20 protein-coding genes, 1 tRNA gene and 2 pseudogenes are annotated in these 26,958 nt (G+C 65.7%); 16 read left to right on the top strand and 7 right to left on the bottom strand.

What is annotated here, in order from left to right; translation table 11 throughout:
• The first annotated feature begins 97 nt into the window (after positions 1-97).
• From M2332_RS08695 to M2332_RS08660, 8 genes are all read left to right on the top strand, one after another.
• Positions 98-1,240 (top strand): 8-amino-7-oxononanoate synthase, encoded by a 1,143-nt coding sequence (locus M2332_RS08695; RefSeq protein ID WP_264573749.1) that lies wholly within the window; start codon positions 98-100, stop codon positions 1,238-1,240.
• Complete coding sequence (gene bioD / locus M2332_RS08690; RefSeq protein ID WP_264573748.1) at positions 1,237-1,884, top strand: dethiobiotin synthase; 648 nt, start codon at positions 1,237-1,239, stop codon at positions 1,882-1,884. Before M2332_RS08695 ends, bioD begins: the two co-directional genes overlap by 4 nt.
• Positions 1,881-3,152 carry an adenosylmethionine--8-amino-7-oxononanoate transaminase gene (locus M2332_RS08685; RefSeq protein ID WP_264573747.1) on the top strand — a complete coding sequence of 424 codons (1,272 nt, stop codon included), beginning with the start codon at positions 1,881-1,883 and terminating at the stop codon, positions 3,150-3,152. Before bioD ends, M2332_RS08685 begins: the two co-directional genes overlap by 4 nt.
• 79 nt (positions 3,153-3,231) lie before the next feature.
• On the top strand, positions 3,232-3,483 hold the full coding sequence (gene infA, locus M2332_RS08680; protein ID WP_181558542.1) for a translation initiation factor IF-1: 252 nt from the start codon (positions 3,232-3,234) through the stop codon (positions 3,481-3,483).
• A gap of 50 nt (positions 3,484-3,533) precedes the next feature.
• Positions 3,534-4,106: a Maf family protein gene (locus tag M2332_RS08675; protein WP_264573746.1), complete on the top strand. Its 573-nt coding sequence runs from the start codon at positions 3,534-3,536 to the stop codon at positions 4,104-4,106.
• Positions 4,093-5,130, top strand: coding sequence for a ribonuclease (locus tag M2332_RS08670; RefSeq protein ID WP_264574931.1), 1,038 nt, complete (start codon positions 4,093-4,095; stop codon positions 5,128-5,130). Before M2332_RS08675 ends, M2332_RS08670 begins: the two co-directional genes overlap by 14 nt.
• Positions 5,120-5,320 (top strand): DNA gyrase inhibitor YacG, encoded by a 201-nt coding sequence (locus M2332_RS08665; RefSeq protein WP_264573745.1) that lies wholly within the window; start codon positions 5,120-5,122, stop codon positions 5,318-5,320. Before M2332_RS08670 ends, M2332_RS08665 begins: the two co-directional genes overlap by 11 nt.
• A gap of 158 nt (positions 5,321-5,478) precedes the next feature.
• Positions 5,479-5,554 (top strand) — tRNA-Phe (locus tag M2332_RS08660).
• A 49-nt stretch (positions 5,555-5,603) separates the two neighbouring features.
• On the opposite strand, the gene M2332_RS08655 is transcribed toward M2332_RS08660, so the two are convergent.
• The 4 genes from M2332_RS08655 to M2332_RS08640 form a co-directional block, all read right to left on the bottom strand.
• On the bottom strand, positions 5,604-6,572 hold the full coding sequence (locus tag M2332_RS08655) for a hypothetical protein (RefSeq protein WP_264573744.1): 969 nt from the start codon (positions 6,570-6,572) through the stop codon (positions 5,604-5,606).
• A 96-nt stretch (positions 6,573-6,668) separates the two neighbouring features.
• The gene (locus M2332_RS08650) at positions 6,669-7,859 is read right to left on the bottom strand and encodes a PepSY-associated TM helix domain-containing protein (protein WP_264573743.1); all 1,191 of its coding nucleotides are present in this window, start codon (positions 7,857-7,859) and stop codon (positions 6,669-6,671) included.
• Positions 7,860-7,865: 6 nt separating this feature from the next.
• On the bottom strand, positions 7,866-9,998 hold the full coding sequence (locus tag M2332_RS08645) for a TonB-dependent siderophore receptor (protein ID WP_264573742.1): 2,133 nt from the start codon (positions 9,996-9,998) through the stop codon (positions 7,866-7,868).
• 125 nt (positions 9,999-10,123) lie between these two features.
• Positions 10,124-11,500: a spinster family MFS transporter gene (locus M2332_RS08640; protein ID WP_264573741.1), complete on the bottom strand. Its 1,377-nt coding sequence runs from the start codon at positions 11,498-11,500 to the stop codon at positions 10,124-10,126.
• A gap of 215 nt (positions 11,501-11,715) precedes the next feature.
• Here M2332_RS08640 and M2332_RS08635 point away from each other — a divergent pair, with 215 nt between their 5' ends.
• Entirely contained in the window at positions 11,716-12,258 is a 543-nt protein-coding gene (locus M2332_RS08635; RefSeq protein WP_264573740.1) for a MarR family winged helix-turn-helix transcriptional regulator, read from the top strand.
• Here the strand turns inward: M2332_RS08635 and M2332_RS08630 are convergent.
• From M2332_RS08630 to M2332_RS08620, 3 genes are all read right to left on the bottom strand, one after another.
• The gene (locus M2332_RS08630) at positions 12,251-12,736 is read right to left on the bottom strand and encodes a DUF3237 domain-containing protein (protein WP_181558549.1); all 486 of its coding nucleotides are present in this window, start codon (positions 12,734-12,736) and stop codon (positions 12,251-12,253) included. The two genes, M2332_RS08635 and M2332_RS08630, sit on opposite strands and share 8 nt — an antisense overlap.
• Positions 12,737-12,813: 77 nt before the next feature.
• Positions 12,814-14,475 carry an FAD-dependent oxidoreductase gene (locus tag M2332_RS08625; protein WP_264573739.1) on the bottom strand — a complete coding sequence of 554 codons (1,662 nt, stop codon included), beginning with the start codon at positions 14,473-14,475 and terminating at the stop codon, positions 12,814-12,816.
• A gap of 912 nt (positions 14,476-15,387) precedes the next feature.
• Positions 15,388-16,032, bottom strand: coding sequence for a tyrosine-type recombinase/integrase (locus tag M2332_RS08620; RefSeq protein WP_264573738.1), 645 nt, complete (start codon positions 16,030-16,032; stop codon positions 15,388-15,390).
• Between the two features lie 149 nt (positions 16,033-16,181).
• Between M2332_RS08620 and M2332_RS08615 the strand changes: the two genes are divergently transcribed.
• The 7 genes and pseudogenes from M2332_RS08615 to M2332_RS08590 all read left to right on the top strand — a co-directional run bounded on the left by M2332_RS08615 (position 16,182) and on the right by M2332_RS08590 (position 26,956).
• Entirely contained in the window at positions 16,182-17,489 is a 1,308-nt protein-coding gene (locus M2332_RS08615; protein ID WP_264573737.1) for an EAL domain-containing protein, read from the top strand.
• Positions 17,486-17,656 (top strand): hypothetical protein, encoded by a 171-nt coding sequence (locus M2332_RS08610; protein WP_264573736.1) that lies wholly within the window; start codon positions 17,486-17,488, stop codon positions 17,654-17,656. The genes M2332_RS08615 and M2332_RS08610 overlap by 4 nt, the downstream gene beginning before the upstream one ends.
• A 59-nt stretch (positions 17,657-17,715) precedes the next feature.
• Positions 17,716-19,083 carry a TolC family protein gene (locus tag M2332_RS08605; RefSeq protein WP_264573735.1) on the top strand — a complete coding sequence of 456 codons (1,368 nt, stop codon included), beginning with the start codon at positions 17,716-17,718 and terminating at the stop codon, positions 19,081-19,083.
• Positions 19,074-20,405, top strand: a pseudogene (locus M2332_RS16655) (ABC transporter transmembrane domain-containing protein); the annotation flags it as partial. The gene M2332_RS08605 and the pseudogene M2332_RS16655, both read left to right, overlap by 10 nt.
• Before the next feature lie 237 nt (positions 20,406-20,642).
• A pseudogene (locus tag M2332_RS16650) lies at positions 20,643-21,326 on the top strand (ATP-binding cassette domain-containing protein); the annotation flags it as partial.
• A complete protein-coding gene (locus M2332_RS08595) occupies positions 21,323-22,534 on the top strand; it encodes an HlyD family efflux transporter periplasmic adaptor subunit (protein ID WP_264573733.1) in 1,212 nt (403 codons plus the stop codon). The pseudogene M2332_RS16650 and the gene M2332_RS08595, both read left to right, overlap by 4 nt.
• 54 nt (positions 22,535-22,588) lie before the next feature.
• A complete protein-coding gene (locus M2332_RS08590) occupies positions 22,589-26,956 on the top strand; it encodes a putative Ig domain-containing protein (RefSeq protein ID WP_264573732.1) in 4,368 nt (1,455 codons plus the stop codon).
• Positions 26,957-26,958 lie beyond the last annotated feature (2 nt).

Below are 26,958 nucleotides of genomic sequence, written 5' to 3'. Positions count from 1 at the left end.
CGTCCGGATCCTGTCCGGGCGGGCTTTTCACGTCTTGGCCGATGGGCCCTCTCCGCGATGCTGGCGAGCCGGAGGCGCCGACGCTATAGCGCCGGCCATGTCTTCTGCGCTTGCCTCCTTCCAGTCCCAGCTTGACGCGCTGGAGCGTCGCGCACGCCGGCGACGGCTCATGCCGCGCGCTGGCCATGATTTCGCGTCCAACGACTATCTCGGCCTTGCCGGCGATCCGGCGATTGCGGCTGCGGTGGCTGATGCGCTGGCGCGGGGTGTGCCGGTCGGCTCGGGCGGGTCGCGGCTGCTGCGCGGCAATGCGCCGGAGCATGAGGCACTGGAGGTGCAGGCCGCGCAGATATTCGGCAGCGAGGCGGCTTTGTTTTTGGCCAATGGCTTTGCCGCGAACATCGCCATTCTTGCCGGCCTGCCGGGTCCGGGCGATCTTGTCGTCGCGGATGCGCTCATTCACGCCAGCGCCCATGACGGGATGAAGCTCGGCAAGGCCCGCTCCGTGCTGGCGCAGCATAATGATGCCGACGCCTTTGCCGATGCCATTGCCGGTTGGCGGCGCGAGGGGGGCACGGGGCGGGTGTGGATCGTCGCCGAAACGCTCTATTCCATGGACGGTGACAGGGCGCCGGTCGATGACCTTGCCGCTGTCGCCGCGCGACATGATGCGATGCTGGTGCTGGACGAGGCACACGCGACCGCCGTTCACGGGCCGGGCGGGCGGGGCCTGGGCGCGCATCTTGAGTCGGCGGAGAATGTCATTGCGCTCCACACCTGCGGCAAGGGGCTGGGCGCGGAGGGGGCGCTGGTGACGGCCACGCGGCCGATCATCGATCTGCTGGTCAATCGCGGGCGCAGCTTCGTCTTCTCGACGGCGCCATCGCCGCTGATGGCGGTTGCGGTGCAGGCCGCGCTGGCGCGCAGTCTGGAGGGCGACGATCTGCGCGCCCGCCTGAGCGATCTGATCGATCATGCTGCGCAGCATTTATGCGCGCCGCTGGGGCTTCCCGCGCCTGCCAGCCAGGTCCTGCCGATCGTGCTGGGGGACGATGCGCGGACGATGCAGGTTGCGGCCTTGCTGCAGCAGGCCGGGTTCGATGTGCGCGGTATCCGCCCGCCCACGGTGCCGCGCGGCACCGCGCGCCTGCGCCTGTCGCTCACGCTGAATGTCGATGAGGAGATCATCGCAGAACTGGGGGAAGCCTTGCAGCAAGCGCTCCGACAGGTGCCGGCATGAGCGGCGCCCTCATTGTGTCGGGCACCGATACCGGCATCGGCAAGACGGTGGTTGCGGCCGGCCTCGCTGCTGCTCTCGGCGCCTCCTACTGGAAGCCGATCCAGGCCGGCACGGCCGATGGCACGGACAGTGCGGATGCCGTGGCGCTCGGCGTCGCGCCGGATCGATGCCTGCCGGAGGCGTATCGATTGGCGCTCCCGGCCTCGCCGCATCTGGCCGCCGAGCGGGAAGGGCTTGTGCTGGACCCGTCCCGTCTCGCCCTCCCGTCCGCGCGTCCGCTGATCGTCGAGGGCGCCGGCGGCTTGATGGTGCCCGTCCGCCGCGATCCGCCGATGTTGATGATCGACCTGTTCGCGGGCTGGGGCGCGCCGGTGTTGCTCGTCGCGCGGACGGGGCTGGGCACGATCAACCATAGCCTGCTGAGCATCGAAGCTCTGAAGGGGCGGTCCATCCCCATTGCCGGGCTGATCTTCGTCGGGGAGGCACATCCCGACAATGAGACGATCGTGCCGGCGCTCACCGGTGTGCGCAGCTTCGGCCGCCTGCCGATGCTGGACCCGCTCGATGCCGCGCATCTGCGGCAGGCCATGCACGCGCATATTGATCTGGCCGGGGTGCGCACGGCGATGGGCATGGCATCATGACCTCCCCTGTTTGGCATCCGTTCACGCAGCACGGGCTCGGCGAGCCCATCCCGCAGATCGTCTCCGCCTCCGGGGCTTGGCTGACCTGCAATGACGGCCATCGACTGCTCGACGGCATCTCAAGCTGGTGGGTCATCACCCACGGCCATTGCGAACCGCGCATCGCGGCGGCCATCGCGGCGCAGGCGGGCACGCTCGATCAGATGATCTTCGCGGGCTACACCCACCCGCAGGCGGAGGCGCTGGCCCGGTCGCTGGTGGCGCTGACCCCGCCCGGCCTGGATCATGTATTCTTCTCGGACAGTGGGTCGACGGCTGTCGAGGTGGCGCTCAAAATGGCGCTCGGCCATTGGCACAATCGCGGCGAGGCGCGGCACCGCCTGTTGGTGCTCGAGCATAGCTATCATGGCGATACCATTGGCACGATGTCGGTGGGCGAGCGCGGCGTGTTCAATCGCGCTTATGCACCGCTGCTGTTCGACGCGGAGACGGTGCCCTTTCCCGCGCAAGGGCAGGTACAGGCCAGCCTCGATGCACTGGAGCGGCTGTGCCGGACGGGCGGGAAGCCTGCGGCGTTCATTGTCGAGCCGCTGGTGCTCGGGGCCGGCGGGATGCTGTTCTATCCGCCCGAAACACTCCGCGCCTTTGCCGAAATTTGTGCGCAGCATGATGTGCTCTTCATCGTGGATGAAGTGATGACCGGCTGGGGCCGCACCGGCACGCTCTTCGCATGCGAACAGGCCGGCGTGGCGCCGGATATCCTCTGCCTGGCCAAGGGGCTGACCGGAGGCGCAGTCCCCTTAGCGGCGACGTTGGCCAGCGCAGCAATTTTCGAGTCGCACCGCAGCATGGACCGCGCGACGATGTTCTTTCACTCATCGAGTTTCACGGCCAACCCGGTCTGCTGCGCGGCGGCCAATGCCAATCTGGCGATCTGGCGAGACGAGGATGTGCCGGGGCGCATCGCCGCGCTGGGCTTGGCCCTTGATGAAGGGCTGGCAACGCTCGCCGGCCGTGGCCGCCTGCACAACCCCCGGCGGATCGGTGCCATTGCGGCCATCGACATGGTGGTGCCCGATGGCGGCTATCTGTCGGACGTCGCCCCCCGCTTGCGGGCGCATGCGCTGGCGCAGGGGCTCTTGCTACGGCCGCTCGGCAACACCATTTATCTCATGCCGCCTTATCGTACGACGCCGGCCGAGATTGCGCAGGCTTTCTCCGTCATTGCGGACGCGGTGGATACCCGCCCGAACTGGCACACGCGCTGAAATTCACCGGACGGCTCAATCGCTTCCCAATCCGCGCTTTTGCGGCTATGGGGCGCCATTCGCGAAAAACTGGAAGATTATGGCCAAAGAAGAACTCCTCGAGATGCGCGGGCAGGTGGTTGAGCTGCTGCCCAACGCCATGTTCCGCGTCCGTCTGGAAAATGATCACGAAATCCTCGGTCACACCGCAGGCAAGATGCGCAAGAACCGCATCCGCGTGCTCGTCGGTGACGAAGTGCTGGTCGAGCTGACGCCCTATGACCTGACCAAGGGCCGGATCACCTATCGCTACATGCCCGGCCGCGGCGGCCCTGGCCCCGGCCAGCCCTGATCGGCAGCGCGGTGGCGTCTCCGCCCCGCGGTAGCCGGACAGGCGACTCCATGCGCCTCATTCTCGCATCCGCCTCGCCGCGCCGACTGGACCTTCTCGCCCAGATCGGCGTGACGCCCGATGGCGTGGACCCTGCCGACATCGACGAAACGCCGGGCAAGACCGAGCTGCCGGCGCCCTATGCCGCGCGCATGGCCGCGCAGAAGGGCGCGGCGGTGGCGGCGCGTCATCCCGGCGCGCTGGTGCTGAGCGGCGATACGGTGGTCGCCTGCGGGCGGCGCATTCTCCCCAAGGCGGAGGATGAGGCGACCGCCCGTATTTGCCTGACGCTGCTTTCCGGCCGGCGCCATCGCGTGCTGAGTGCGGTCACGCTGATCGATGCTGAGGGCAAGGCGCGCCACAAGCTCTCGACCAGCACCGTCACCTTCAAGCGCCTGCACCCGCAGGAGATCGATGCCTATCTCGCCAGTGGCGAGTGGGACGGCAAGGCGGGTGGCTATGCCATTCAGGGACGCGCGGCGGGACTGATTCGCGCCCTCTCCGGCAGCCCGTCCGGCGTGATCGGCCTGCCGCTCTACGAAACGCGCACGCTCCTCCTTTCAGCAGGCTATTCTTGTGACTGATACACCCACGACGCTCCACTGGCTGTATGAAGAGGGCATTGGCGAGGCGCGCGCCGCGCTGGTGAGGGGCGGGCGGATCGTCGAGGCTCAGATCGAGCGGGAAGACAAGCGCGCCCGCGCAGGCGGCATTCATTCAGGGCGGCTGGTGCGCACGCTCATCGCCCGCAAGCGCGGCATCGCGCGGCTGGATAGCGGCGAGATGGTCCTGATCGAGCCGATCCCGCCCAAGGTGGCGGAAGGCGCGCCGGTGCGCGTCGAGATCCTGCGCGAGGCTATCGCCGAGCCGGGGCTGGACGAGGCGCGCGAGAAGCTGGCCAAGGGGCGCATCGCGCAGCCCGGCGTACAGGCCGGTCCCGGGCCGAGCCTGCTCCAGCGCCTGCAGGCGAGCGGCGTGCCGATCGTGCCATGCCCGGCGCATGAGGCCGACCGCATGGAAGCGGCCGGCTGGAGCGAGTTGCTGGCCGAGGCGATGAGCGGTGAGGTCGGCGCCGAGGATGCCGCGTTGCGCATCTTCCCGACGCCGGCGATGACGCTCATCGATGTGGACGGCGCCGCGCCGCCTGCCCAGCTCGGCCCCAAAGGCGCCAAGCTCGCGGCACAGGCCATTGCGCGCATGGGCATATCCGGCTCCATCGGCATCGATCTGCCGACGATGAATAACAAGGACGAGCGCCTGATCGCGGCGGCGCAGATCGACAAATATCTGCCCCAGCCCTTCGAGCGCACGGCGGTCAACGGCTTTGGCTTCGTGCAGATCATCCGCAAGCGCGAGCGGCCCTCGCTCATGGAACTGCTGCGCGCCGACCCGGTGCGCGCGGCGAGCATGGCGGCGCTACGCGCGGCCGAGCGGCAAGAGACGGCCGGCGGAGGAGGCGGGCCGGTCGTGCTGACGGTGCCGGCTGCGGTGGCCAAGGATATCCGCACTCATCCGGACTGGATCAAGCTGCTGGAGCGCCGGCGCGGCGGGTCGCTGGACCTGCGCATCGACGACGCCCTGGCGCTGGGGGCGCATCATGCCCATTAAGAATGTCTGCCCCTTGTGCCGCCAGCCGAGCGTGCAGGAATTTCGCCCCTTCTGCTCGCGCGGCTGCCGCGACCGTGATCTGATCGGCTGGATGGACGAGGGTTATCGCGTCCCCGTCCGTACCGATGATGACGAGGATGGCGAAGGCGGCAGTGCCGGGCCCGCCAATGAAGACGGTTCACGGGGCTGACCGGGGCGCAAGGCCGGCCAAATGCGGGTAGAATGCGCATCTTCCTCTCCCGTCACTTTCTTGAACGGAAAAGGTCGAAACGGGGCTGGACATGCCCCCGCGACCATGCTTATAGCGCACGCTCTTTCGCCGGGTCTTGCACCAAAGGCGATCCCCGTGCCCGGGTAGCTCAGTTGGTAGAGCATGCGACTGAAAATCGCAGTGTCGGCGGTTCGACTCCGTCCCCGGGCACCACTTTCCTCAGCATTTGAAAGTCTGGTGACCGTCGCAAGCGGGTGCTGCGCTATTGCAGGTTCTTCTGCCGCACGACCCAGCGCGGGTTGCGGCACAGGCCGCAATCGGTGCCGACGAACATGGCGCGCGCGTGGGGATCGCCCTTGAGGCGCCAGTCCAGCCAGGCGACGGCCACCTTGCCGAACTCGCCGCCATTCTTCTCCCAATAGGTGCCCTCATGCGGGGTCTGCTTGCGATAGGCGCGCAGGGCCGGGATGTTCGGCAGATGGGCGAAGTCGTCATTCGCGTTGGGGAAGGCGACATCCATCTCATCGCCGCTGATATAGGCGACCGCACCATGCAGCTTGGCCAGATCGGCCTTGACCAGCGCCTTGCCGCCGGCGGTGGCATTGAGGCCGGACTCGTCAGGGAACAGGCCCATATTCCACACGACGGTGGTGGTCACGCGCCTGTCGGCACCCGCCTCGATCGCCTGCACGCCGCCGCAGGACATGCCCATCACCGCAATGTTCGCCGTGTCGATGCGGCCCTGATAGGGGCTACCGGCACGGCTGTTCTCGGCGATGGCCCAGTCGATGGCGGCGATCAGCTGCCGGGCCGATGTCGGGGCGGGCGGTGCCGTTGCCGGATCGGGCGGGCCTTGGTTGGGGGCAGGCTCGGGTCGCCAGCGCTGATCCTCCAGCGCGCCGATCTTGCCGTTCGACACGACGAGATAGCCGTGGGAGGCGATCTCGCTGAGGAACCAGCGGAACCACGTGCCCTTGTCCAGACAGCCGCCAACGCCCCACACCACAATAGGGAGCTTCTGGTTCGGCAGCGTGCCCCCCCGCAGGGGATCATAGATCGTGTGATCGGGCAGGCGGGCATCGGTGGACGGGGTCACCGGAAATGGGCCAGAGCCGAGCGGCGTCTCGTTCGACACTGCCTTTGGCAGACCACTGGTCGCGCAGGCGCTGAGGCCAGCGACGCCCGCCAAAGCCATCATGCCGGAGAGGATGATTTTCCGAACAGCCTTCACTCGCAACGCCCTTGTTCTCACGATCTTCATAGGGCGCACAGTGCCGCGCGGGGCGGTCATTGGCTCCATAAAATTGTTAGGCAATGCAGGTCGTCTTCAGCTTGCGCCGCCGATTGCGCCCGGCGTCAGCACCAGCGCCAGCAGGATGAGCGCGGTGGCGATATAGGCCCAGACGCCCATGCCTGCCCAGGCCGCGCGCAGGGCGCCGCCCTCCATGCCGTCGGCCTTCTGCAGCCGGCGGGCGTAGATGATTGTCCCGGTGACCGAGAGGCCGGTCATCAGCACGCCGAACAGGAACCAGACGATCTTGGTCGGCAGGCCGCCGAGGTCGCCGAAGTGGAGCGGGTCAGCCATTTCCGAGATACGCTGATGGGCGTTGAGGTCGCGCCCATCGAGCAGGGCGGTCACGCGGCCGGTGGAGGGATCGACGGCGACACCATTGGCGCGGTCCCGCACTAGCCAGGCCTGATCCTGCCCGAGGAAGATGACGCCATTGTCCGGCGTGAAGCGGATTTCCCTGATCGAGAGCGTCGGCTTGGCCGCATGGGCGACTGCGACCAGCCGATCCAGCGCGGCGCCGGTCGGCGGCGGCGCAGTGGCGGCGGCGACCTCGGGCAGCTCCGGCACCGGCGCCCGACCGCCGAGCGTTTCGACCAGATACCAGAGCCCGGTCACCGTGATGAGCGCGACGAACCACAGGCACCACAGGCCGGCAAGGCGGTGCAGGTCGCCATGGAAGCGTCGTGAGTCCCCGCGTCTTGGCGCGCGGAAGAAGCCGCGCCACCATTTCTTGTACGTCACGATACCCGTGACGAGCGATGCCAGTAGCAGCAGCGAGAGCGCGCTGACGATGGGAATGCCGATCTTGGTCGGCAGCATGAGGTGGCGATGCACCTGCCGTAGGAAGCGGTGGACATTGGCCCAGCCATGGGTGCCGGTCACCTGCGCTTCCCAGGGATCGACATAGACGCGGCGGGGCGAACCCTTGCCCATGTCCACCCACACCTCCGCGGCGAACCAGGGATCGAGTGGGGCGTGGACCATCTGCAGCCGCCCCTCCGGCTCCGCGCGGGCGGCCGCCTGCGCAATCGCACCCCAGCTTGCTACGGGCCCATCCTGCTGGGTGACGCGCATGGCTGGAGTCACCAGCCAGTCGATCTCATGCGCGAACACCGCCAGCGTGCCGGTCGCGAGAATGAAGGTCAGGAAAATCGATAGCTTTAACCCCGCCCAGCTATGGACACGCCACCAGATCGAACGGGGTTTGGGCTTCCGGGCGCTTGTCATGAACGCTTAGAACTTGAACCGCAGCTCGGCGAGGAAGGTGCGCGGCTCGCCGGGGAAGTGCCCGCTCTGCGCGCTGAAGCCCGAGGCGGCGTAGACCGTGTCGAAGATGTTATCCACCCGCAGCAGCACCTCGGCAAAGCCCAGCCCCTTGGTGATCGAGGCGTCGAAGATCGTGTAGGGCTTCACCGTCTGCCCGGATAGGCTGATGCGGCGCGAGACATGCTCGCCGCCGAAGGCGAAAGCGGTGTCGATGACGGGCAGCTGATAGCGCGTCCAGAAGCCGACCTTGTGGCGCGGGGCATTGGCGAACCGGTCACCGACGGCATTGGTAATGGCTTGGCCGGGGGCCGTGTCGGTGATGCGGGCGTCGTTATAGCCATAGTTGACGAGCAACACCCAGTTGGGCGTGATGTCCGTGGCGAGGTCGATCTCGAACCCCTTGCTGGTCACTTCGCCGATGGGCGCCAACTGATCGACACCGTTGACCGGCGCACGGGTGGTATCGACCTGCAGGATGTTCCGCCGCACGATCCGGTACACAGCGGCATTCGCCTGAATGCGCCCGTCGAGCAGCTCGGTCTTGATACCGCCTTCGATTTGATTGCCAGTCACCGGCGCGAAGGGGCCGCCCGCATTGGCGTCCTGACTGGCGGCGCTCTGCGGCTCGAAGCTCTGCGACCAGCTTACGTAGGTCGAAACGTCCGGTCGGGGTTTGAAGATCAGACCGGTGCGGAAGCTGATATCATTATCAGTGTAGGATGATCGACTGCTGACGGTGCCGCCAGTGCTGGTCGTCACCTTGTCCTGGAACCAGTCGTAGCGCATCCCGCCGACCAGCAGCAGCGCATCGGTGAGGCTGATCTGGTCCTGCAGATAGACGCCGCGCCGCTTCGAGCGTGTGTCGGTGGTGGTGAAGGGCAGCAGGGCGGCGCGGGCGGCATCCCCCTTGCCTGCACCGTAGATCGGGTTGGAGAGGCTGAGCGAGCTGACCCCGGCCCGCAGGATGCGGGAGTCGAGAAGGTTCGTCTCGTCATACCAGTCCGCACCCGCCTGGAACTTATGTTCCATGCCGAACAGATCGACACGCGCTGTGGCGTTGGCCATGAAGGACAGGCCATCGACCGGGCGGATCTGGTCGCGGAACTCACGGCGGACAAGATCGGAATTGTTGGGGTCCAGCCCACGCGGCTCATGATATTGCTGGACCTCGCGCGCGGTGAAGTAACGCACGCCGGCATCGAAGGTCACCCGCTCGCCGATCGCGGTTTGATAGCGCGCCTGATAGGCTTCGCTTGTCAGGTGCAGGAAGTCGGTCGGCTCATTGGCGTTCCAGCGAATGTCGGTGAGGAAATTGCCGGCATCATCGACGAGCACGCCGCGCAGGCGATTGGCGCGCAGCTCATTGTCATAGATGGTCGCCTGCAGCGTTAGCTTGCCGCCTTCATTGGTCTTGATGGCGATGCCAGCGTCGGCGATGCGCGACTTGTTCTGAGTGTTGAGCCGGTAAGGGTCCATGGACTCATAGAAGCCACCCACGCGATAGGTGACGATGCCCTCGGCATCGATCGGCCCTGTCGCCTCGGCGGAGATACCGACGCGGTCGTAATTGCCGCCGGTCACCACCATGCTGAGCGCGCGCTTGTCGGATGGTGTCTTGGAGACATAGTTGATGATGCCGCCGGGCGAACCGGGGCCGAAGAACAGGCCGGACGGCCCCTTGAGCACTTCCACCCGCTCGATGTTGAACAATTGCGGCACGGAAAAGCCGATGAACGGGTTGCCGCGCTGCCCATCGTAGAAGGACTGGTCCTGCCGGAAACCGCGGAAGGTGACACCGGCGTAGCTGAAGGCGCTCACGCCGGAGATGTTGCGATAGATGTCGGTCGCATCGCGCGCGCCCTGATCGGCAAACAGCTCGGACTTGATGACCTGAACGGCCTGCGGGATGTTCATGGGGTCTTCGGCGGCCTTGCCGACCGTCGTCTCATCCGCGCGGTAGAGGCGCTGAACGCGGCCCGTCACGATGATCGTGTCGTCGCTATCCGCGCCAGCTTCCGCCGGGGCGCCTTCCATCTGGGCCATAGCGGGGGCAGCGGACAGCGCGACGGACGCCAGCAGAACGGATCGGAGAAAAGACAAGACAGCCCCCTGAATGAATCGATAATGCGAGTAAGTCGCAACTATGTCGATTGTTCGGGCGATGCAATCCCTTGCCGCAAGAAAAGGACGATTGCGCTCGGTTCAGGGTTTAGGGCTACGTCCGATCAGGCCGATAGGCTGGCGTCCCGCTTGAGCGCGCAGGCCGCGCGCCAATAATGGAAGGCAGCCAGCGCATAGAGCGCGATGCTGGCCAGCAGGGCGTGGCGCACACCCCAGGCGGAGGCTGTCGCGCAGGCGCCGGTCAGGCGGGGGGCCGTGCAGACGCTCTTGAAGCCGGGCATTGCCAGACCGGCGAAGATGTCGCTCGCCAAGCCGATGATCGGCGGGCCGAGGCCAACGCCGACCAGCGTGGCGATGAAGAAGTAGATGAAGGCCGCCGTCGTCCGCGCATTGGGCGCGACGAGGTTCTGCAGGGCGACCAACGTCGGCACCGAATAGAAGAACAGGAAGACGCCGGCCACGGTCAGGCAGACGAGCGCCGGCAGCGGACTGCCCAGCGAATAGCCGATCAGATAGAGCGGCACGCTGGTGGCGATGCCACAAAAGGGCAGCAGCGCATACCAATGCTGTCCGCGCCGGGCGATGAAGTCGATCCCGACGCCGCCCAGCACCATGCCGGCCGTGGCCGCCGTGGACGAGATGATCGCCACATAGACGCCGGCCTGCGTGATCGAGAGATCATGGACGCGCATGAAGAACGGCGCCGTGAAAGCACCGCCGGCGTAGAGCGCCATGCTAGAAAGGGCGAGGCCGATGAGCAGATTGCGGAACACCGCCTTGCGCGCCATCATGCTCATGACCTCTCCCATCGGCGGGGGCGGCGTCGCGGCTTTGCTGGTCGGCCGGGCGCCGTTGCTCAGGCCATCGCTTAAACCTCTGGGCGGATCGCGCAGCAACAGGCGGAAGAGGAGGGCGACGATGAGGCCGGGACCACATACCGCGATCATCGCGGTCCGCCAGCCATGGTCCTTGGCGATCCACACCGCCGCCAGCGCACCGATGAACGAGCCGAGCGGGGAGCCGAGCCGCATCATGGTGATCGCGAAGCCGCGCTGATGCGGCGGGAAATGATCGCCGATGAGCGAGGTGCTAGGTGCCTGCACGCCCGCCTCGCCGATGCCGACGCCGATCCGGCACAGGAAGAGCTGCCAGAAATTTGCCGACAGCCCGCACAGCGCGCTCATCAGCGAGAACAGCCCCACCGAGACGGAAATGATCGTGATCCGGTCGCGTCGTTCCGCAAGGCGCGCGATCGGCAAGCCCAGCGTGGAATAGAGGATGGCAAAGCCGAGCCCGCCCAGCAGCCCGAGCTGGAAATCGGTGAGCCCAAGATCCTCCTTGATCGGTTGCCCAAGCGTCTGCACGATCACCCGGTCGATATAGGCGAAGGCGGCGACCAGCATGATCAGCGCCAGCAGCATGGCGCGATAGCCGGGGCCATAATGTCGCTGCGATGGGGTGGTCGAGGCGTCGTTGGTCATGGGGCCTGCGCAATAGGGGGTGGGACGAAAGGCGCTTGCCGGCGCGCAGACGGTATAGACCGGCCAGTCGGCGACGCAAGACTGTTGATGACTCAATGAATTGCTTTTGCCGCGCAATTGTTGCAGTGGAAGAGTTTGGCGACGTGGCTTGGGGGCGCGTCGCCGCAGCTTGACCGCTGGGGCGTGGGCCGGGCAAGGGGGCAGCGATTTGAAAGATGAGCGATGAGAAAGTGCAGTCGAAGGTGAGCGGTCGTAAAGCAGGCGCGGCGGACGAGGTCCAGCTCCCCGGCTGGAACCTTGATGAGCTCAACTATCCGACGTTCCGGATGACGCTGATCGCCAAGATCATGGATCGCCTGACCATTCGCAATCTCGCCGAGATTGAGGACATCACCTATGCGGAATGGCGGGTGATGGCGCGGCTCGCCACGATGCACCAGGGGGGAACGGTGCGGCAGGTGGCCGAGATGGCCTGGGTCGACCGGGCTGAAGTCAGCCGCGCCGTCAGCACCCTTGAAGAGAAGGGCTATACGCTGCGCATGGAGAACCCCCATGACCGGCGGGCGCCCATTCTCAAGATGACTGCCGTGGGGCTGGAGCGATACCGCGCGGCGCTGGCCGAACGGAAAGCCTTCCACGAACTGCTGACCGCGAAACTCTCCGACAAGGAGTGTGAGACGCTCAACCAGCTGCTCGCCAAGATCGGCGAGCAGCTGGTCGTGCTTTCGCAACCGGTGTCGACCGACGCGGTTAAATGATCGCGTAATAGCGGAACAGCGAATGGTCCGGCGCGTCGTCCGGCGTCAGTTTCGGGCGACGCTGCCCAACGCCGACGATCACGGTGCGGTTGAGCCAGCCATGCGGCCCGTCCGGCGCGCGGAAATAGGGCGTGCAGCGGAAATAGGACGATGTCTTGGTGCCATCCGGTAGATCCAGCGGACCGTGCACATAGCCAAGGTTGCGGATATAGATCAGCGCGCCGTCATCCGCCTCGATCATATAATGGGCATTGAGCTCCACCACCTTGTCGGTGCGGACCACCGGCCAGTCTGCGCCGCTATAATCGACCAGCTTGCCATTGAGGCGCGGCCCCTCGACGGTGCTGCCTTCGCCTACGGACGTGTAGCCGTGATTGGGGCCGCCCGCATGGATGGCGCCAGTCGCCCAGCGCTTGTCGAAATTGATGCGGATGTCGAAGACATGATCGTAGCGAAGGGCGAGGGGATCGTCAGTCATGGATGTCCTTGCGGCTTGTGTTGATAGATCAACTTATAGAGCAGGCGGGCGACAGTGCGACCCCTTAAGGTCGCGCTTCACGCTGCCACTCGTGCGCCGCGCAGCAGATCCACGAGCGAGGCTGCATCGTCGATAGCATCGCCGCGCCAAGCGACATGGCCGTCCGGCCGGGCCAGCAGCAGGCGGTGCTGGTAAACCTCCGGCACGTTATCGAGCGCGCGATCCACGGTGAGGACCGTGAGCGGCATCCCGCAAGCACGCGCCGCCGCAGCCAGCGGCTCGACGTCCGGCGCGGCCTCACCCTCGTCCTCAATGCAGATCAGCGTGTAGCCCGGCCCGCAAAGGTCGTAGAGTGAGCGCCCATCCGCGAGGAAGAAATGCGGCACGCGGCACCCCGGCGCGGTCGAGGGCGTGAAGTCGTGCATGGTGTAGGTCGGCGCGGCCTCGCCATCATAGGCAATGATCGGCGAAGCATCATAGAAATAGCCGTAGTTCAGGCCGGCGCAGGCGTATTGCTGCACATTGAGCGTATAGGCAGCCGCGCCCACGGCTTGGCGCGCCGCCTCGCCTCCGGGCGTGTCGTCCTCGATCTCCGGCGGCAGGGTGTTGCGCTCCTTGATGGCGCCGCTGGCATGACCCATCGCAAAGCGGGAAACCTGTTCCGTGATGGGTTTGCGCTCTGCGACATAGGCGTCGAGGATTCCCTCGGGCGCCCAGCCCTGCAAGGTGGCGGCGAGCATCCAGGAGAGGTCCATGGCATCGGCAATGCCGGCGTTCATGCCATAGCCGGCATAAGGCACCCACAAATGCGCGGCATCGCCGGCGATGAAGACACGGCCTTGGCGGAAGCGGTTGGCGACCAGTCGCCGGCCGATCCAGTCCTCGTTGGAGAGTTGCGTGAAAGGGAAGTCCGGCCCGACGCCCAGGATGTGCCGAATGCACCGATCCCGGTCGACCTCCTCGAACGTCTCCTCATCGGGCCGCAGATAATTGTGGACGAGCCACCGCCGCTCGCCATCAATGGCGAGCACGGTCCCGGCGCGATCGGGATTGTAATTATAGTTCATCCACGCCGGACCACTGCCGAGGGCATCGAGAAGATCGGGCGCGTCGATCAGGGTGGATTGCACGCGCTGGACGACGGCATCGCCCTCTAGCTTTCCGCCGATCTGCTTGCGCACGGCGGAACTGCCGCCGTCGCAGCCGACCATGTAGCGGCAGCGGATTTCTCGGGACGCACCGCTCGGGAGGTCGGTCAGCAGCGCGCGCACGCTTCCCCCCTCGTCCTGCACGCTGTCGAACCGGGTCTCGTTGAGCAGCGTGATGTTCGGGTGCTGCGCAGCATGGGCAAAGAAGATCGGTTCGAAGAAGATCTGATTGACCCGATGCGGCGGTTCGGGGGTGGGCCACCAGCCATCCGGGCCGCTCCTGTGCTGATAGCGGTTGCGCCGCGACGGGATGGGGATGCGCGCGAGTTCGGTGCCGGTCATCCGCGTGCGGAACACGATGTCATTGGGGTAATCGTGCGGCAGGCCGACCGCGCGCACCTCCCGCGACAGGCCGAGGCGGCGCAGCGTTTCCATCGTGCGCGAGGACACATGGTTGCACTTCACGCTGGGCGGCTGACCGGCTGGGCGCATTTCGGCGACGACAACGTGGATCCCGCGAGATGCCAGGTCCAGCGCGAGCAGCAGCCCAACGGGCCCAGCGCCGATAATCAGAACTTCGGTGTCAGTCATCCGCCCCTCGTTGAGTAATCAACGAAACCGATAGCAGATGCGGAAGCGGGATCAATTTCTTTTTGTTCGTCTCGTCAGAGCGTTGAAGCGGGTTAGCTCCAAAGGGCAAGCGGAGACGGGAACCCGACGCCCGCAGGGCCATTCAGGGGCCATCGAGCTTGGGGAAAGATCAGTCCGGCGACAGCGATTCAAGGGATTCGCCTCTCCAGCATCGTCATCTTCCTGACAGCGGCAAGGGGACTCGGTTCCAGTTCCGTAGGCGGACGCGGCTTTGTCCGGCGGATGACGACCGAGAAGAGCTTGGCGTTAATTGCCCTCTCGCATAAGCAGGGCGTCCGAAAAAATCGCCGCAGACGTAGGGGAATCTTGGACGGAAGGGAGATTGATGATTGAAGGAGGAAACGTTTAAAATAGTCAACAATAATGGTTATTATGCAATATTTAACCTATAATTAATTCTATTTAATTTTACTGGAAATTCCTGATTTGTTAGGAGTCTCGTGTATCCGATCTGCTTCTGAAATACGGCGCTCGACATGCGGGACAGGCAGGGTTCATTTGAGCCGTGTCAGGCTCCAAATCTGTCGTCCGTTAAGGTTTTCTTGCAGCGCAGCATTGCTGGGTCGCACCATGCCGGTCTAAAGTCGGATGATGACAACATAAAACGGGTAAGGCATTGAAGATGAATAAAATTACACGTTACAAAATACTGAATACTGTATCTTCTGGCAACAGCTTCAACGGAATCCATTAAATTATTTAATTATCGATCTGCTTTTGACGTCGATTTAGCCCGAACCAATAGTCGGCCCACGCCATTTTACACTTTGAAAAATATAGAATATTTCTCGCCCCTGCCTTGACCGGCAAGGAGAAGGCCAAGAGCGCAAACGCCCTTAACCTTCTGCCCGTTTACGACTGCCAGGCGCTTCCGAGCGTGCCCGTCACTCCCTTCAGGCCGATTTGGCGCCGACTCCGCTGGCGTGGTCTGCTTCCCCACATTCGGCTCGCAATCTCCAGCTCCTCCCGCCCAACGGCGCCGGTGTAGATGGCGGTGGTGCTGATGTCGGTGTGCCCCATCCACTTCTGCACCATGTTCAATGGCACGCCCGAGTGGATGGCCGATACGCCAAATCCGTGTCGAAAACCCTTGGCCGTCGCCTGCATCCCCTTGATGCCGACCGCCTGCATGATTGCGTTGACCTTTCGCCATGCTGTCATTCTCGACCATGTCCATAGCAGGCTGTCGTCCGCGCCATTGCCCCGGCCATGGACCTTGTGGATCAGCTTCACCAACTCCAGCGGGGCCGGAACGGCGCGGTAAATCCCCCTTTTCCGTTTCTTGAGGCTTTCGATGATGATGCATTGCGAGCGCAGATCGATGCTCCTGAGCGTAAGCGCCAAGGCCTCCGAGATCCGGCATCCTGTCACGGCGAGTACCATGCAGAAGGTATAGGTCTCGGGCGCTTCGCGCGCGGCATAGGCGAGCACGGCGGCCCGCTCTTCCTGGGTCAGATATTTGCGCTGCCCTTCATTGCCATAAACCATGTTCAGCATGCCTCATCTCCCTCTCGGTGCACCGATGATGAGCAAGCCATCCAGGCGTTTCCGCACTGCAAAAGGATGCAAAAACAGTCATTTGAAACAGTATTCAGTATTCTGTCACGGACTCAGAGGGGTTTGGGATGCTGGATATGGCGCGACGGATGGCAGACGATTTCGGGGTGCCGGTTAACCTTTCGGTGGGGCCGGCACCCGAACTCGTGATGGTGGGGTTCAGGATCGATAACCTGTCCCACCTTGCCCAGGCTTATGGCGAAGCTGTGCGTGAAGGCGCGCGCGCTCTGCTGGCCGGTCTGCTCGGTGAGGTGCTCGGCGGCGACGGGGTCGTGATGCCGGTCTGCGATGATTTGATCACGGCGGTGGTCTGGTCGCCGACGGCCTTCGGGCAAGCCTTCACGAACGCGGCATGTGCGGATTTCGCCCGGCGCTTTGCGGTCGCGGTCGCTGGTCGGCCGCTCCTTCACGCTAACGCGGACCTGCGGCTCGCCGTCAGTGCAGCCTGGTCCCTGCTGCCGGATGTTCATTCCGATGCCGATCTTGGCGCAGCGCGGGACGATCTGGCGTGTCGCCTGACGACCCAGCGTTTCAACGGCAACCTGATCGATACGCAGGCCGACTGGGCGCAGCGTTACCGGGCCGACATGGCGCAGGCTGCGTCCCTGCTTTCGGCGCTGGCGAACGGGCGGCTGCTTCCGGTCTGGCAGCCGGTGCGCAGCGGCGCGCAGGGCGACGCTGTGCTCTATCATGAATGTCTGCTGCGGATGCTCGAGGATGGGCGTCAGGAGACGGCCGGCCCCGCCATCGGCGCTCTGGAGCGCTTGGGCATGGTCGGCGTGCTGGATCATTATGTGGTCTCGACGGTGATCGAGGAACTGCAGCGCGATCCCGACGTGTGCTTGGGCGCCAACATCTCTGCGCACAGCGCCTGTCCCGGTGGGTGGTGGGATGAGCTGATGCCGCGCCTGCGCGACATGCCGTCCGTCGCGCGCCGTCTCGTTATCGAGATCACCGAGACCGCGCATTATCCGGATATTGGCGAGGCGACATGCTTTGCCGCGCGGTTGCGCAAGCTCGGCGTGCGGGTCGCGCTGGACGATTTCGGCGTTGGCCATGCCTCGCTGCGTTCCCTGCTGGCGCTGCAGCCGGATATCATCAAGATCGACGCCTTCTTCCTGCGCCGGGCCGCCAGTTCCGAGCCAGATCGCGTCGCGCTGCATCATCTGATCGGCCTGGCCGGCAGCTTTGTCCGCGATGTCGTGGTCGAGGGCGTGGAAACGCGCGCGGAGGCCGATCTGGCCCTGCGCGCCGGCGCTGTGTGGTTGCAAGGCTATCACACGGGCTATCCCTCCGTCGTCCGCTCCTGGTCCGGTCCTATGGGCGGCACCAATGTGCTGACGCTGTTCGATCAGCCGCAAGCCGGCTGGTCCGAAACGCGGAGGGCGGTCGGATGAGCGGCCTTGCGGATGTTCGTGCCGGGACAGGCACGCCCCTCGGTGATCCTTGGACCGCCCCGGATGTGGGCCAGCCTTCGCTGGCGCGGGGCGTGGTGATGGGCGCTCCGGTCAGTCTGCTGCTGTGGTGGCTTCTTCTTCAACTGGTTGTGCGGGTCGCTTCGTAGCTTTGGCGCGGGGTGGTTGGCGATGTCGGCACAAGATCATGATATTCGGGGTGAGTTCGATGTTTGAGGGGGTTGGGACGAGGCGCGCTGCGACGCTGTGTCGTGGTTTGCGCGGTCCCGCAGGGCGCGGGGGCGGGCTGATCGGCTGCGCTGTGCTGGGGGCGGTGCTTGCGGCTCCGCTTACGGCCATTGCGCAGCAGGGCGATGTTCGCGCGCCGGCGGCCGTGGCCGCAGCGCCGGGCCCGGTCTCTGAGCCGTCCTCTTTGTCGCTGGATGATCTGATGGCGCAGGCGGCGCGGGCCAATCCGCAGGTTCTCTCGCAGACCGATGGCGCGCGGGCGTCGGCTTATGAAGTGGCGAGCGCGCGCTGGGCGTATTTTCCCGAGCCGGCGTTCGAGAGCGAGCGGGGGCGGCGGGGCTATGTCGTCACCGGCACGCTGACGCAGCCGGTGTGGACCTTCGGGCGGATCGGTGCGAACGTCGATGCGGCCAAGGCGCGGCTCTCCTCGGCGGAAGCGGCGGTTGACGCGACGCGCTACCAGGTCGCGCTGCGGGTGATCGACAGCTATGGCCGGTTCGTGGCAGCGCGTCTGGGCGCGCAGGTCTATGCGGCCGATATTGCCCGGCTGGAAGCGCTGGAAGGCATGATGCGCCGGCGGGTGGCCACGGGCCTGTCCGCGCCGGTCGATCATAATCTGGTGCTCACCCGGCTGAGCCTCTCGCGCAACACGCTGACCAACTATCAGGCGATCGAGCAATCGGCCACTGAGGCGCTGAGCCAGCTGACCGGGCGGCCGATCGATCCGGCGCGGATCGCGTTCGACGTGGCGGCAGGCGATGAGCCGCTGGACGTGCGCAGCGAGGATCTGCTGGCGCGCACCCTCGAGACCAACCCGGCGCTGTTGCGCGCCGAGCAGGAGATCGGCGTCGCCAAGGCCGAGGCGCGGGTGGCGTCCAGGGCGATGATGCCGACCATTTATGCGCGGGCCGAACAGCGCTTTGCCGACGATAAATATTATCCGTCCTCGCTGCCTGACACGCGGGTGGTGGTGGGCGTGAAGTTCGCCTTCGGCTCGGGGCTCGCCTCGGTGGAGCGCATTCGGGCCTCACAGGCGCTGGAGAGCGCGGCGCGCAATGCCCGCGATGCCTATCGGGCCGATCTGACGGCGGAGGTCGCGGCGGATCTGGCGAGCTGGCGGGCGGCGCGCAGCCTGGTGCGCGAGCTGCAGGTCAGCCGGGGCGTGCAGCAGCAGACCTTCGAATCCTACAACCGGATGTTCCTAGCCGGCAAGCGCAGCTGGCTGGACGTTCTCAATGTCACCCGAGAGCAGACCGACATCGAGCGGAGCCTGAGCGATGCGCAGGTCCAGCTTTTGATCGCCCGCTACCGCTTGCGCCTCAAGGAAGGGGCCTTCCCATGGAACTGATTGCAGGGCCCTCACCGGCCGAGACTCCCGCCGGGGCGCCTGAGAGTGCGTCCGAGGACGTCCTCTTCATGGGGCCGCCGCCCGCGACGCCCTTTGCCGATGGCGTGATCTGGCTGGGCGGGCGCCTGGCGACGGCGCTGGAGTGCCAGGGTGGCCTGACCCGGCGCGACGGTCGCCGCATCCGCGCGCTGTTCAGTGCTGGCGCATCGGGGGCAGGCGCTCCGGGCGAGGAAAGCCGCATTGCGGCGCGCGCGGCGCTGGCGCTGTGCGAGACGCTGCGGCTCAAGCTCTCGCGCTGGCGGCGCGAACCGCATGAAGCGGACCTGCCGATGATCGCGCTGGTGCCGGGTGCCGGCTATCGCATGGTGCTGAGCCTGAGCAACGACGGCACCTGGCTGTGCGAGGGGCCGCAGGGGCGCGAGCGGATGGCGGCATGGCCCGAAGGCACGATGTTCGCCGGTGTCACCCCGCGTGGCGAGATCGCCCATGCGCGCACCGCCAAGGGCGTGTTCGAGGCGATCATGGCCGTCGACAAATCCTGGGTGGTGATGGCGGCGCTGGCCTCGACGCTGGCGAGCATTCTGGTGCTGGCAACCTCGCTCTACTCGATGCAGGTCTATGACCGGGTGATCGGGCAGGGCGGCGTGGCGACGCTGATCGTGCTGACGATCGGCACGGCGATCGCCATCGGCATTGAGTTCGCGCTCAAGCTGGCGCGTTCGGCCATTGTCGACAAGGCGGTGCATCGCATCGATCTGGAGGCGGCGATGAGCGTCTTCCAGCGGATGCTCTCGACGCGGCTCGACCAATATCCGCCGAGCGTGGGCACGTTCGCGGCGCAGGTGCGCGGCTATGAGGGGGTGCGGGCGTTCATCGTCGCGCGCAAGCTCTATCTGTTCACTGACGTGCCGTTCGCCTTGTTCTTCCTGGCGGTCATCTTCCTCATCGGCGGGCCGTTCGTGGCGGCAGTGCCGGCTCTGGCGTTCGTGGTGGCGGTCGCTGCCGGGCTGCGCTCGCGCCGGGCGATCGAGGCGCACAGCGCGCGGGAAAATCTGGTCGGCAACCAGCGCTACGGCCTGCTGGTCGAGACCATCCAGGGCGCCGAGTTTTTGAAGGCGAGCGGCGGCGAATGGCAGATGCGCAACCGCTGGAACGATCTCTCGCGGCGGACCGCCGACGAGATGACCGAAATCCGCCATCTCAACGAGACGGCCGGCTATATCTCGGGCCTGGTCCAGCAGATCAGCTATGTCAGCATGGTGGCGACCGGCGCTTATCTGGCCGCGACGACCACCAGCCTGACCGTGGGCGCGATCATCGCCTGCTCGATCGTCTCGGGCCGGGTCCTCACCCCCGTCAACGCCATTCCGGGGCTGCTGGTGCAGGGCGCCAATGCCAAGGTTGCGCTCGACAATCTCGAGCGGCTTTACGCTTCGGAGCAGGACAATGACGGCATCGATGCACCGCTGGTGCCCGATGCGATCCAGGGCCGGGTCGAGGTCGCCAATCTGGAGTTCGCGTGGGCCTCGCAGCCTGCGCCGCTCAAGCTGCCGGCGCTGACCATCGCGCCGGGCGAGCGGGTCGGCATTTTGGGCGCGGTGGGATCGGGCAAGAGCACGTTGCTCAAGCTGCTCGCCGGGCTGGTCAAGCCTGAGCGGGGGCATGTGCTGCTCGATGGCCTGGATCTGCAGCATATCGCCAGCGAGCGGCGGGCCGAGCTGATCGGCTATCTGCCCCAGCAGGCGCGGATGATCAGCGGCACGCTGCGCGACAACCTCACCATGGGTCTGCCTTATGTGAGCGATGAAGAGCTGGTCGCGGCGATCCAGGCGACCGGTCTCGCCGGCTTCCTCGCGGGGCGTCCCGAGGGTGTGCATCTGCGCATCGCCGAGGGCGGCGGGGGCCTCTCGGGCGGTCAGCGCCAGCTTATCGGGCTGACCCGGCTGCTGCTGGCCCGCCCGCAGGTGTGGCTGCTCGATGAGCCGACCTCCTCGATGGACGATGGCACCGAAGAGCGCTGCCTCTCGGCCCTGCGCGCAGCAGTTCAGCCCGGGCAGACGCTGGTGCTGGTCACCCACAAGCTGCGCCTGCTCGAGCTCATCGACCGGCTGATCGTGCTGACCCCGCAGGGCATCGCGCTCGATGGCCCGCGCGACGCGGTGATCGAGCGGCTGCGCCAGGGTCCGGCAGCGCAACAGGGCCCGGCTGCACAATCTGAGCATCACAAGGGAAGCGTGGCATGAAGATGGAAGATCCAAGGGCGATGCGCGCGGGCCTGGGCAGCGTGCGCCAGCAGCTGGCCCGGCTTCCGCTGGGGCCGGGGGGCTGGTTCATCGTGATCACTGGCCTTGGCATCGTGGCGCTGCTGATCTGGGCAAGCGTCTCGCAGATCGACCAGCTGGCCCGCGCCCGGGGACAGGTGATCGCGCTGGCCCGCACGCAGGTCATCCAGGCGGCGGACAGCGGCGTGCTGGCCGAGATGAAGGTCGAGGAAGGGCAGATGGTCCGCAAGGGCCAGCTGCTGGCTCTCATGGACCAGAGCCGCGCCTCGGCCGCCTATGACGACAGCCGCAACAAGGTGGCCGCGCTCAAGGCGACGCTCGCCCGGCTGCGGGCCGAGGTTTACGGGCAGGCGCTGGTGTTCCCGCCCGAGCTGGAAGCCTATCCGGCGTTCCGCAGGAACCAGACCGATCTGTTCAACCGGCGCCGCCAGGCGCTCAACGAGGGCATTGGCGCGCTGGTCCAGAGCCGGCGGCTCGTGCAGGCCGAGCTCGACATCACGCAGCCGCTGCTGGCGGCGGGCGATGTCGGGCAGGCCGAGGTGATCCGCCTCAAGCGCGCGGTCGCTGAGCTCGATGGGCAGATCGTCAATGCCCGCAACAAATACTTCCAGGACGCCCAGGCCGAGATGACCAAGGCCGAGGAGGATCTCGCCACGCAGGAAGAGGCGCTGCGCGAGCGCTCGGCGGTGTTCGGCTTTACCGAGCTGCGCGCGCCGCATGACGGGCAGATCCGCAAGATCAACGTGACCACGCTGGGCGCCTCGGTGCGGCCGGGCGATGCGATCATGGAGATGCTGCCCACGACCAGCGAACTGATCGTCGAGGCCAAGTTCAGCCCCGCCGATCTCGGCTCGGTCAAGGTCGGCCAGTCCGCGCAGGTCAAGCTCGATGCCTATGATCCCAGCATCTACGGCAGCCTTGAAGGCGAGGTCGTCTACATCAGCCCGGATGCGCTGAGCGAGCCCGGGCCGCAGGGCAGCGAGCACTTCTATTACCGCGTCCACATCCGCCTGAAGGATAGCGGCGCGGGTAACGCGGGCAGCAAGCCCATCCAGGTCAGCCCCGGCATGACCGCCACCGTGGAAGTGCGCACCCATAAGCGTTCGGTGCTCACCTACCTCACCAAACCCATCACCAAAACCGTCGATGAGGCGCTCGGCGAGCGCTGACCTCAACCGCACACAGCTTTGAAGACACAGCTTGGAATACAGGGAGCCAATGACATGACCAACAAGAGCGAGACGCAGGCCCAGATGCAGGCCGAGATGCCGGCCCAGATGCAGGCAGAGCTTCCGGCAAACGCAGCCGTTCCGGCCGAGCAGGCCCAGGCTGTGGCCCAAGCTGCACCGGCTCCCTCCGCTCAGGCCGCCGCCGGTCATGCACCTGTGGCGCCCGCGGCCTCACACGCGACCCTTGCCGCGCACAGCGCCACGCCCAAGAAGGTGAAGGCACGGACGCACAAGAAGGACGACGAGGACGAAGCCGCGCAAAATGGCGACCAGAAGGATGCCGACGCTGCGCAGGCCGACGCGGACCAGCCCGAAAGCGCCGTGCAGGCCTCGTCCGCCGGTGGACAGGGTCATGTCGGTGAAGGCCAGTGGGCCGATCGCGTCTATGCCCAGGGTGCTGCCGGCGCCGGCGCTGGCGGCGGATCGGGCAGCTTCTTCTCCACGCCCGCCTTTTATGTGCTGGGCGCGGCCGGTGCGATCGGCGCCGGGTTCGCGATCTTCGGCGGCGGCAGCGATGAGGCGAGCATCGCTGCGCCCAAGCTCGCGCTGAAGACCGACACCGGCGCTTCGGCGACCGACTACATCACCCAGGACGGCACGATCAACGTCTCTGCCATCACCGGCACCAATGCCTGGGAATACTCCACCAATGGCGGCTCGACCTGGACCGCCGGCACCGGCACGAGCTTCACGCTGGCCGAGGGCAGCTATGCCGCCGGCGCCGTGCAGGTCCGCCAGAAGGACGCGACCTCCGGCAAGACCAGCGAGGCCGGCAAGATCGCCAACGCCATCACGGTCGACAAGACCGCCGCCGCCGCACCGGTCATCAACGCGGTCGCCGGTGACGATCTGGTCAACCAGGCCGAAACCCAGGCACCGGTCAGCGTCTCGGGCACCGCCGAGGCCGGCACCAGCATCACGGTCACCTGGGGCACCGCCAGCAAGACGGTCACCACCGCCGCCAACGGCACCTGGACGGCCAGCTTTGCTGCCAACGAACTGCCCGCCGACGGCGCCTATACCATCACCGCCAAGGCAACCGACGCCGCAGGCAACATCTCCGCAACAGGCTCACGCCCGGTCACGGTCGATAGCAATAACTACATCACCGGCACGGTCGCAGCAGGCCCGGTGATCGCCGGCATCGAGATCAAGGCCTATAAGACCGACGGCACGCTGCTCGGCTCCGGCGTCACCGACGCCAATGGCGCGTTCAGTATCGCCGTCAAAGGCTATACCGGCTACGTCATGGTCGTCGCGACCGACCCGCTCGCGAACGCCCAAGGCTATCTGAACGAAGCGACCGGTCTGCAGGCGGACATCGACGTGGCGCTGCGTGTCGTGACGACGATCGAGGCCGGTCAGGATCTTGTCGTCAACATCACGCCGTTCACCGAGGCTGCGGCGCGTCTCATGGGGCTTGCGAGCGGCAGCTCGAACATGACCGGTCTGACCGCGACAGCTGTCACGCAGGCCAATGCCACCGTCGCCACCTTGTTCACCGACGATGTAGATACGTCGCTGCCAGCGCAGCTCGCAAAGCTGGTCATCGACAGCAATGGGGCGAACACTGCCGCCTCCGCGAACGTTTACGGCGTTTACCTCGCCGCGCTTCAGGGCTGGGCGCATAGTGAAGGCCTGACGCTGGATCAGGCGATCCAGCAAATCGTCGATGCCATCACCACCACCGCCAACGGTGCCAACACGACGCTGGCCGACTTGGGACAGGCTCAGGGCCAGTTGCTCGCCGACATTCTGATCCAGGGTTTTCACGATGTCACCCAGGTCAATCCGGCCTTGGCCAATGCCTCGCTGCCGCAGGCCCAATTGCAGCAACTCGGCATGATCAACGACACGACCGGGCCGGCATTCAGCGGCGGCAGCACGGTCAGCGTGTCCGTCCTCGAAACGGCGGCTCCCGGTACGCTGCTCTACACCGCGACGGCCTCCGATCCCTCGGGCAAGACGAGCTATTCGATCGCCTGGGGCAGCGGTCCCGCGCCCTTTGCCGCCTATGATATCGCGGATTTCTTCACCATCGATCCGCAGACCGGCGTGATCAAGACCGTCCAGACCCTCGATTATGAGGATCGCTCCAGCTGGTCGATTGAGGTCACGGCGACGGACTTCTGGGGCAATCAGAGCGTCCAGGCGGTCACCGTGAACGTCGGCAATGTCAACGAAGCGCCGGTTCTGGATCATCCGCTCGCCGATCAAGTCGCCACGGCCAATCAGCCGTTCAGCTACATCATCCCCAGCGACGCCTTTTACGATGTCGACGGCGATACGCTGACCTACGCTGCGCAGCTTGTGGATGCGCAGGGCAATGTCTCGGCCCTGCCGAGCTGGCTGACATTCAATGCGCAGACCGGCACCCTCAGCTCCACGGCCGCCCAAGCGCTGACCGACCCGATCACGATCCGCGTGACAGCGTCCGATGGCAGCCTCACCGCCACCGACGATTTTACCCTGTCAATCGCGAGCGCCCCAGTCGTGACGGAAATCGTCGCGAACAAGGCGGTTGCGATGGGAGCGAGCACCGTGACGTTCACGGTCACGCTCAGCGAGGGTGTCACCTATCCGTCGAGCCCTGTTCCAGAGGTTGTGCTGCGGTTCGTTGCGACCAACACATATCTTGCGACAGCCACTTTGGACGGAGCCGCCACGGCCGCGTTGAACGACCCGACGAAGCTAGTGTTCACGGCTCAAGTGCCGGTGACCGACACCACGGAAGTGCGAATCCTGGCACTGAACTTCACGGACGTGACGGGTCTGGTGTCCGGGGAGCCGGTCTCTTCGGACTCGGGTCAGCTCGTGACCTACGGGGCGCTGCCGTTCGTTGTCGACAGCACGGCGCCTGCCCTTACCAGCGCGACGCTCACCGTGAACGAGAATGCCACTGCGGTGGGGACCCTCTCCGCCAGCGAAGCGGTGAGCTGGGCCCTGGCCCCCGGCGGCGATGCTGGCCTGTTCACGCTGAGCTCCTCTGGTGCGCTGAGCTTTGCCGCGCCGCGCGACTACGAGACGCAGGCCCACAGCTACACCATCAACGTCAACATGACGGACCTGGCGGGCAACATGACGTCGCAGGCCGTCACGGTGAACTTGGCCAACGTCAATGAAGCGCCGGTCGTCGCCAATCCTCTCGGAGACCAGGCGACCGTGCAGGGGCAAGCGTTCAGCTACACCGTGCCGTCCAACAGCTTCTCGGACGTGGATGCTGGCACGACCCTGACCTATACGGCTCAGCTGGTGGGCAGCGGCGGCGCCCTGTCGGCCTTGCCGTCCTGGCTGACCTTCAATGCGGCGACCCACACATTCTCCTCGACGTCCGCGCCGGCGCTCGCCAGCCCGATCACGGTGCGGGTGACCGCGTCCGACGGCAGCCTGTCGGTCTCGGACGACTTCACCGTCTCGCAGGCCTCGGTCCCGGTCTTCTCCACCAACCTGAATGGCGTCACCAATCTGGATGTGCGGTCCGACGTGGTCTTCAGCGCGAGCGAGAACATCGCACTAACGACGGTCGACGGCACGTACACGATCAAGCTGGTCAATGATGCCAACAGCGGATCGAAGACGGGCTATTCCGGCACGCTCGGGGAATCCATCGACAACACGCAGACGCTGGTCGTCACTGTCAGCGGCGGGGTGGCTTCCGCCAAGTGGAACGGCGTGACGGTGAACGTCAACGATGTCCTCTCCGTCTCTGGCAACAAGCTGATCATCGATCCGGTCTACGACCTCGATTTCTCGAACAATTACCATGTCGAGGTCGGCGCGGGACTGTTCATCGGGCAGACCTCTGGCCTTGGCAACGCGGCGGTGGCGAGCGGTGCGACCTTCGCGACCGTCACGCCCAACACCACCGGTTCGGGGGCAGCGCTGGTCTCGGGCGGAGCGGCCTCGCAGATCATGCATGCAGACGGCACGCTGGCCGCCAGCCATAAGTGGGTGGGGATCGATAACGTCGGCAATACGGCGGTTGCTTCGGCCACGTCCATCGGCAGCCTCTCTGCCGCGGGCTATGCGCTGGTGGTCAGTGACCGCGACGCCTCCGCTGACATCGGAACCTGGGACTTCTGGGTCCGGGCGACCGACTTCGGTGCGGACGATCTGGTGTATCTCGATAATCAGCAGAACGGCACTGCGGGCTGGGATTTGTCTACCACATCCTTTGCCAGTGGCGATTCGCCCAATGACAACGATACGCGCGTCGGCTTCGGCACTTACAACGTGACGGCGCCGTTCCCGAACAGCAGCCAGTCGTACATCGACCTCGATATTGGTGGTGAATGGCGTGAAACGCCTGACGCTGTTCAGACTTATTTCCAATCTGCGACGCCGCTTTTCGTGGGCGGATGAAC

The sequence above is a fragment of the Sphingobium sp. B11D3A genome (assembly GCF_025961695.1).
Classification (GTDB): Bacteria; Pseudomonadota; Alphaproteobacteria; order Sphingomonadales; family Sphingomonadaceae; genus Sphingobium.
The sequence above is the reverse complement of the archived record's forward strand: the minus strand, read 5'-3'. Positions and strand labels throughout refer to the sequence as shown.

Bases quoted from the DNA above. Each gene is read 5' to 3' on its own strand.
- M2332_RS08605 (WP_264573735.1), top strand. From the start codon at position 17,716: ATGTTTGAGGGGGTTGGGACGAGGCGCGCTGCGACGCTGTGTCGTGGT.
- M2332_RS08675 (WP_264573746.1), top strand. From the start codon at position 3,534: ATGCGCCTCATTCTCGCATCCGCCTCGCCGCGCCGACTGGACCTTCTC.
- M2332_RS08640 (WP_264573741.1), bottom strand. From the start codon at position 11,500: ATGACCAACGACGCCTCGACCACCCCATCGCAGCGACATTATGGCCCC.
- M2332_RS08650 (WP_264573743.1), bottom strand. From the start codon at position 7,859: ATGACAAGCGCCCGGAAGCCCAAACCCCGTTCGATCTGGTGGCGTGTC.
- bioD (WP_264573748.1), top strand. From the start codon at position 1,237: ATGAGCGGCGCCCTCATTGTGTCGGGCACCGATACCGGCATCGGCAAG.
- M2332_RS08695 (WP_264573749.1), top strand. From the start codon at position 98: ATGTCTTCTGCGCTTGCCTCCTTCCAGTCCCAGCTTGACGCGCTGGAG.
- M2332_RS08635 (WP_264573740.1), top strand. From the start codon at position 11,716: ATGAGCGATGAGAAAGTGCAGTCGAAGGTGAGCGGTCGTAAAGCAGGC.
- M2332_RS08590 (WP_264573732.1), top strand. From the start codon at position 22,589: ATGACCAACAAGAGCGAGACGCAGGCCCAGATGCAGGCCGAGATGCCG.
- M2332_RS08610 (WP_264573736.1), top strand. From the start codon at position 17,486: ATGAGCGGCCTTGCGGATGTTCGTGCCGGGACAGGCACGCCCCTCGGT.
- M2332_RS08620 (WP_264573738.1), bottom strand. From the start codon at position 16,032: ATGCTGAACATGGTTTATGGCAATGAAGGGCAGCGCAAATATCTGACC.
- M2332_RS08630 (WP_181558549.1), bottom strand. From the start codon at position 12,736: ATGACTGACGATCCCCTCGCCCTTCGCTACGATCATGTCTTCGACATC.
- infA (WP_181558542.1), top strand. From the start codon at position 3,232: ATGGCCAAAGAAGAACTCCTCGAGATGCGCGGGCAGGTGGTTGAGCTG.
- M2332_RS08685 (WP_264573747.1), top strand. From the start codon at position 1,881: ATGACCTCCCCTGTTTGGCATCCGTTCACGCAGCACGGGCTCGGCGAG.
- M2332_RS08625 (WP_264573739.1), bottom strand. From the start codon at position 14,475: ATGACTGACACCGAAGTTCTGATTATCGGCGCTGGGCCCGTTGGGCTG.
- M2332_RS08595 (WP_264573733.1), top strand. From the start codon at position 21,323: ATGAAGATGGAAGATCCAAGGGCGATGCGCGCGGGCCTGGGCAGCGTG.
- M2332_RS08665 (WP_264573745.1), top strand. From the start codon at position 5,120: ATGCCCATTAAGAATGTCTGCCCCTTGTGCCGCCAGCCGAGCGTGCAG.
- M2332_RS08615 (WP_264573737.1), top strand. From the start codon at position 16,182: ATGGCAGACGATTTCGGGGTGCCGGTTAACCTTTCGGTGGGGCCGGCA.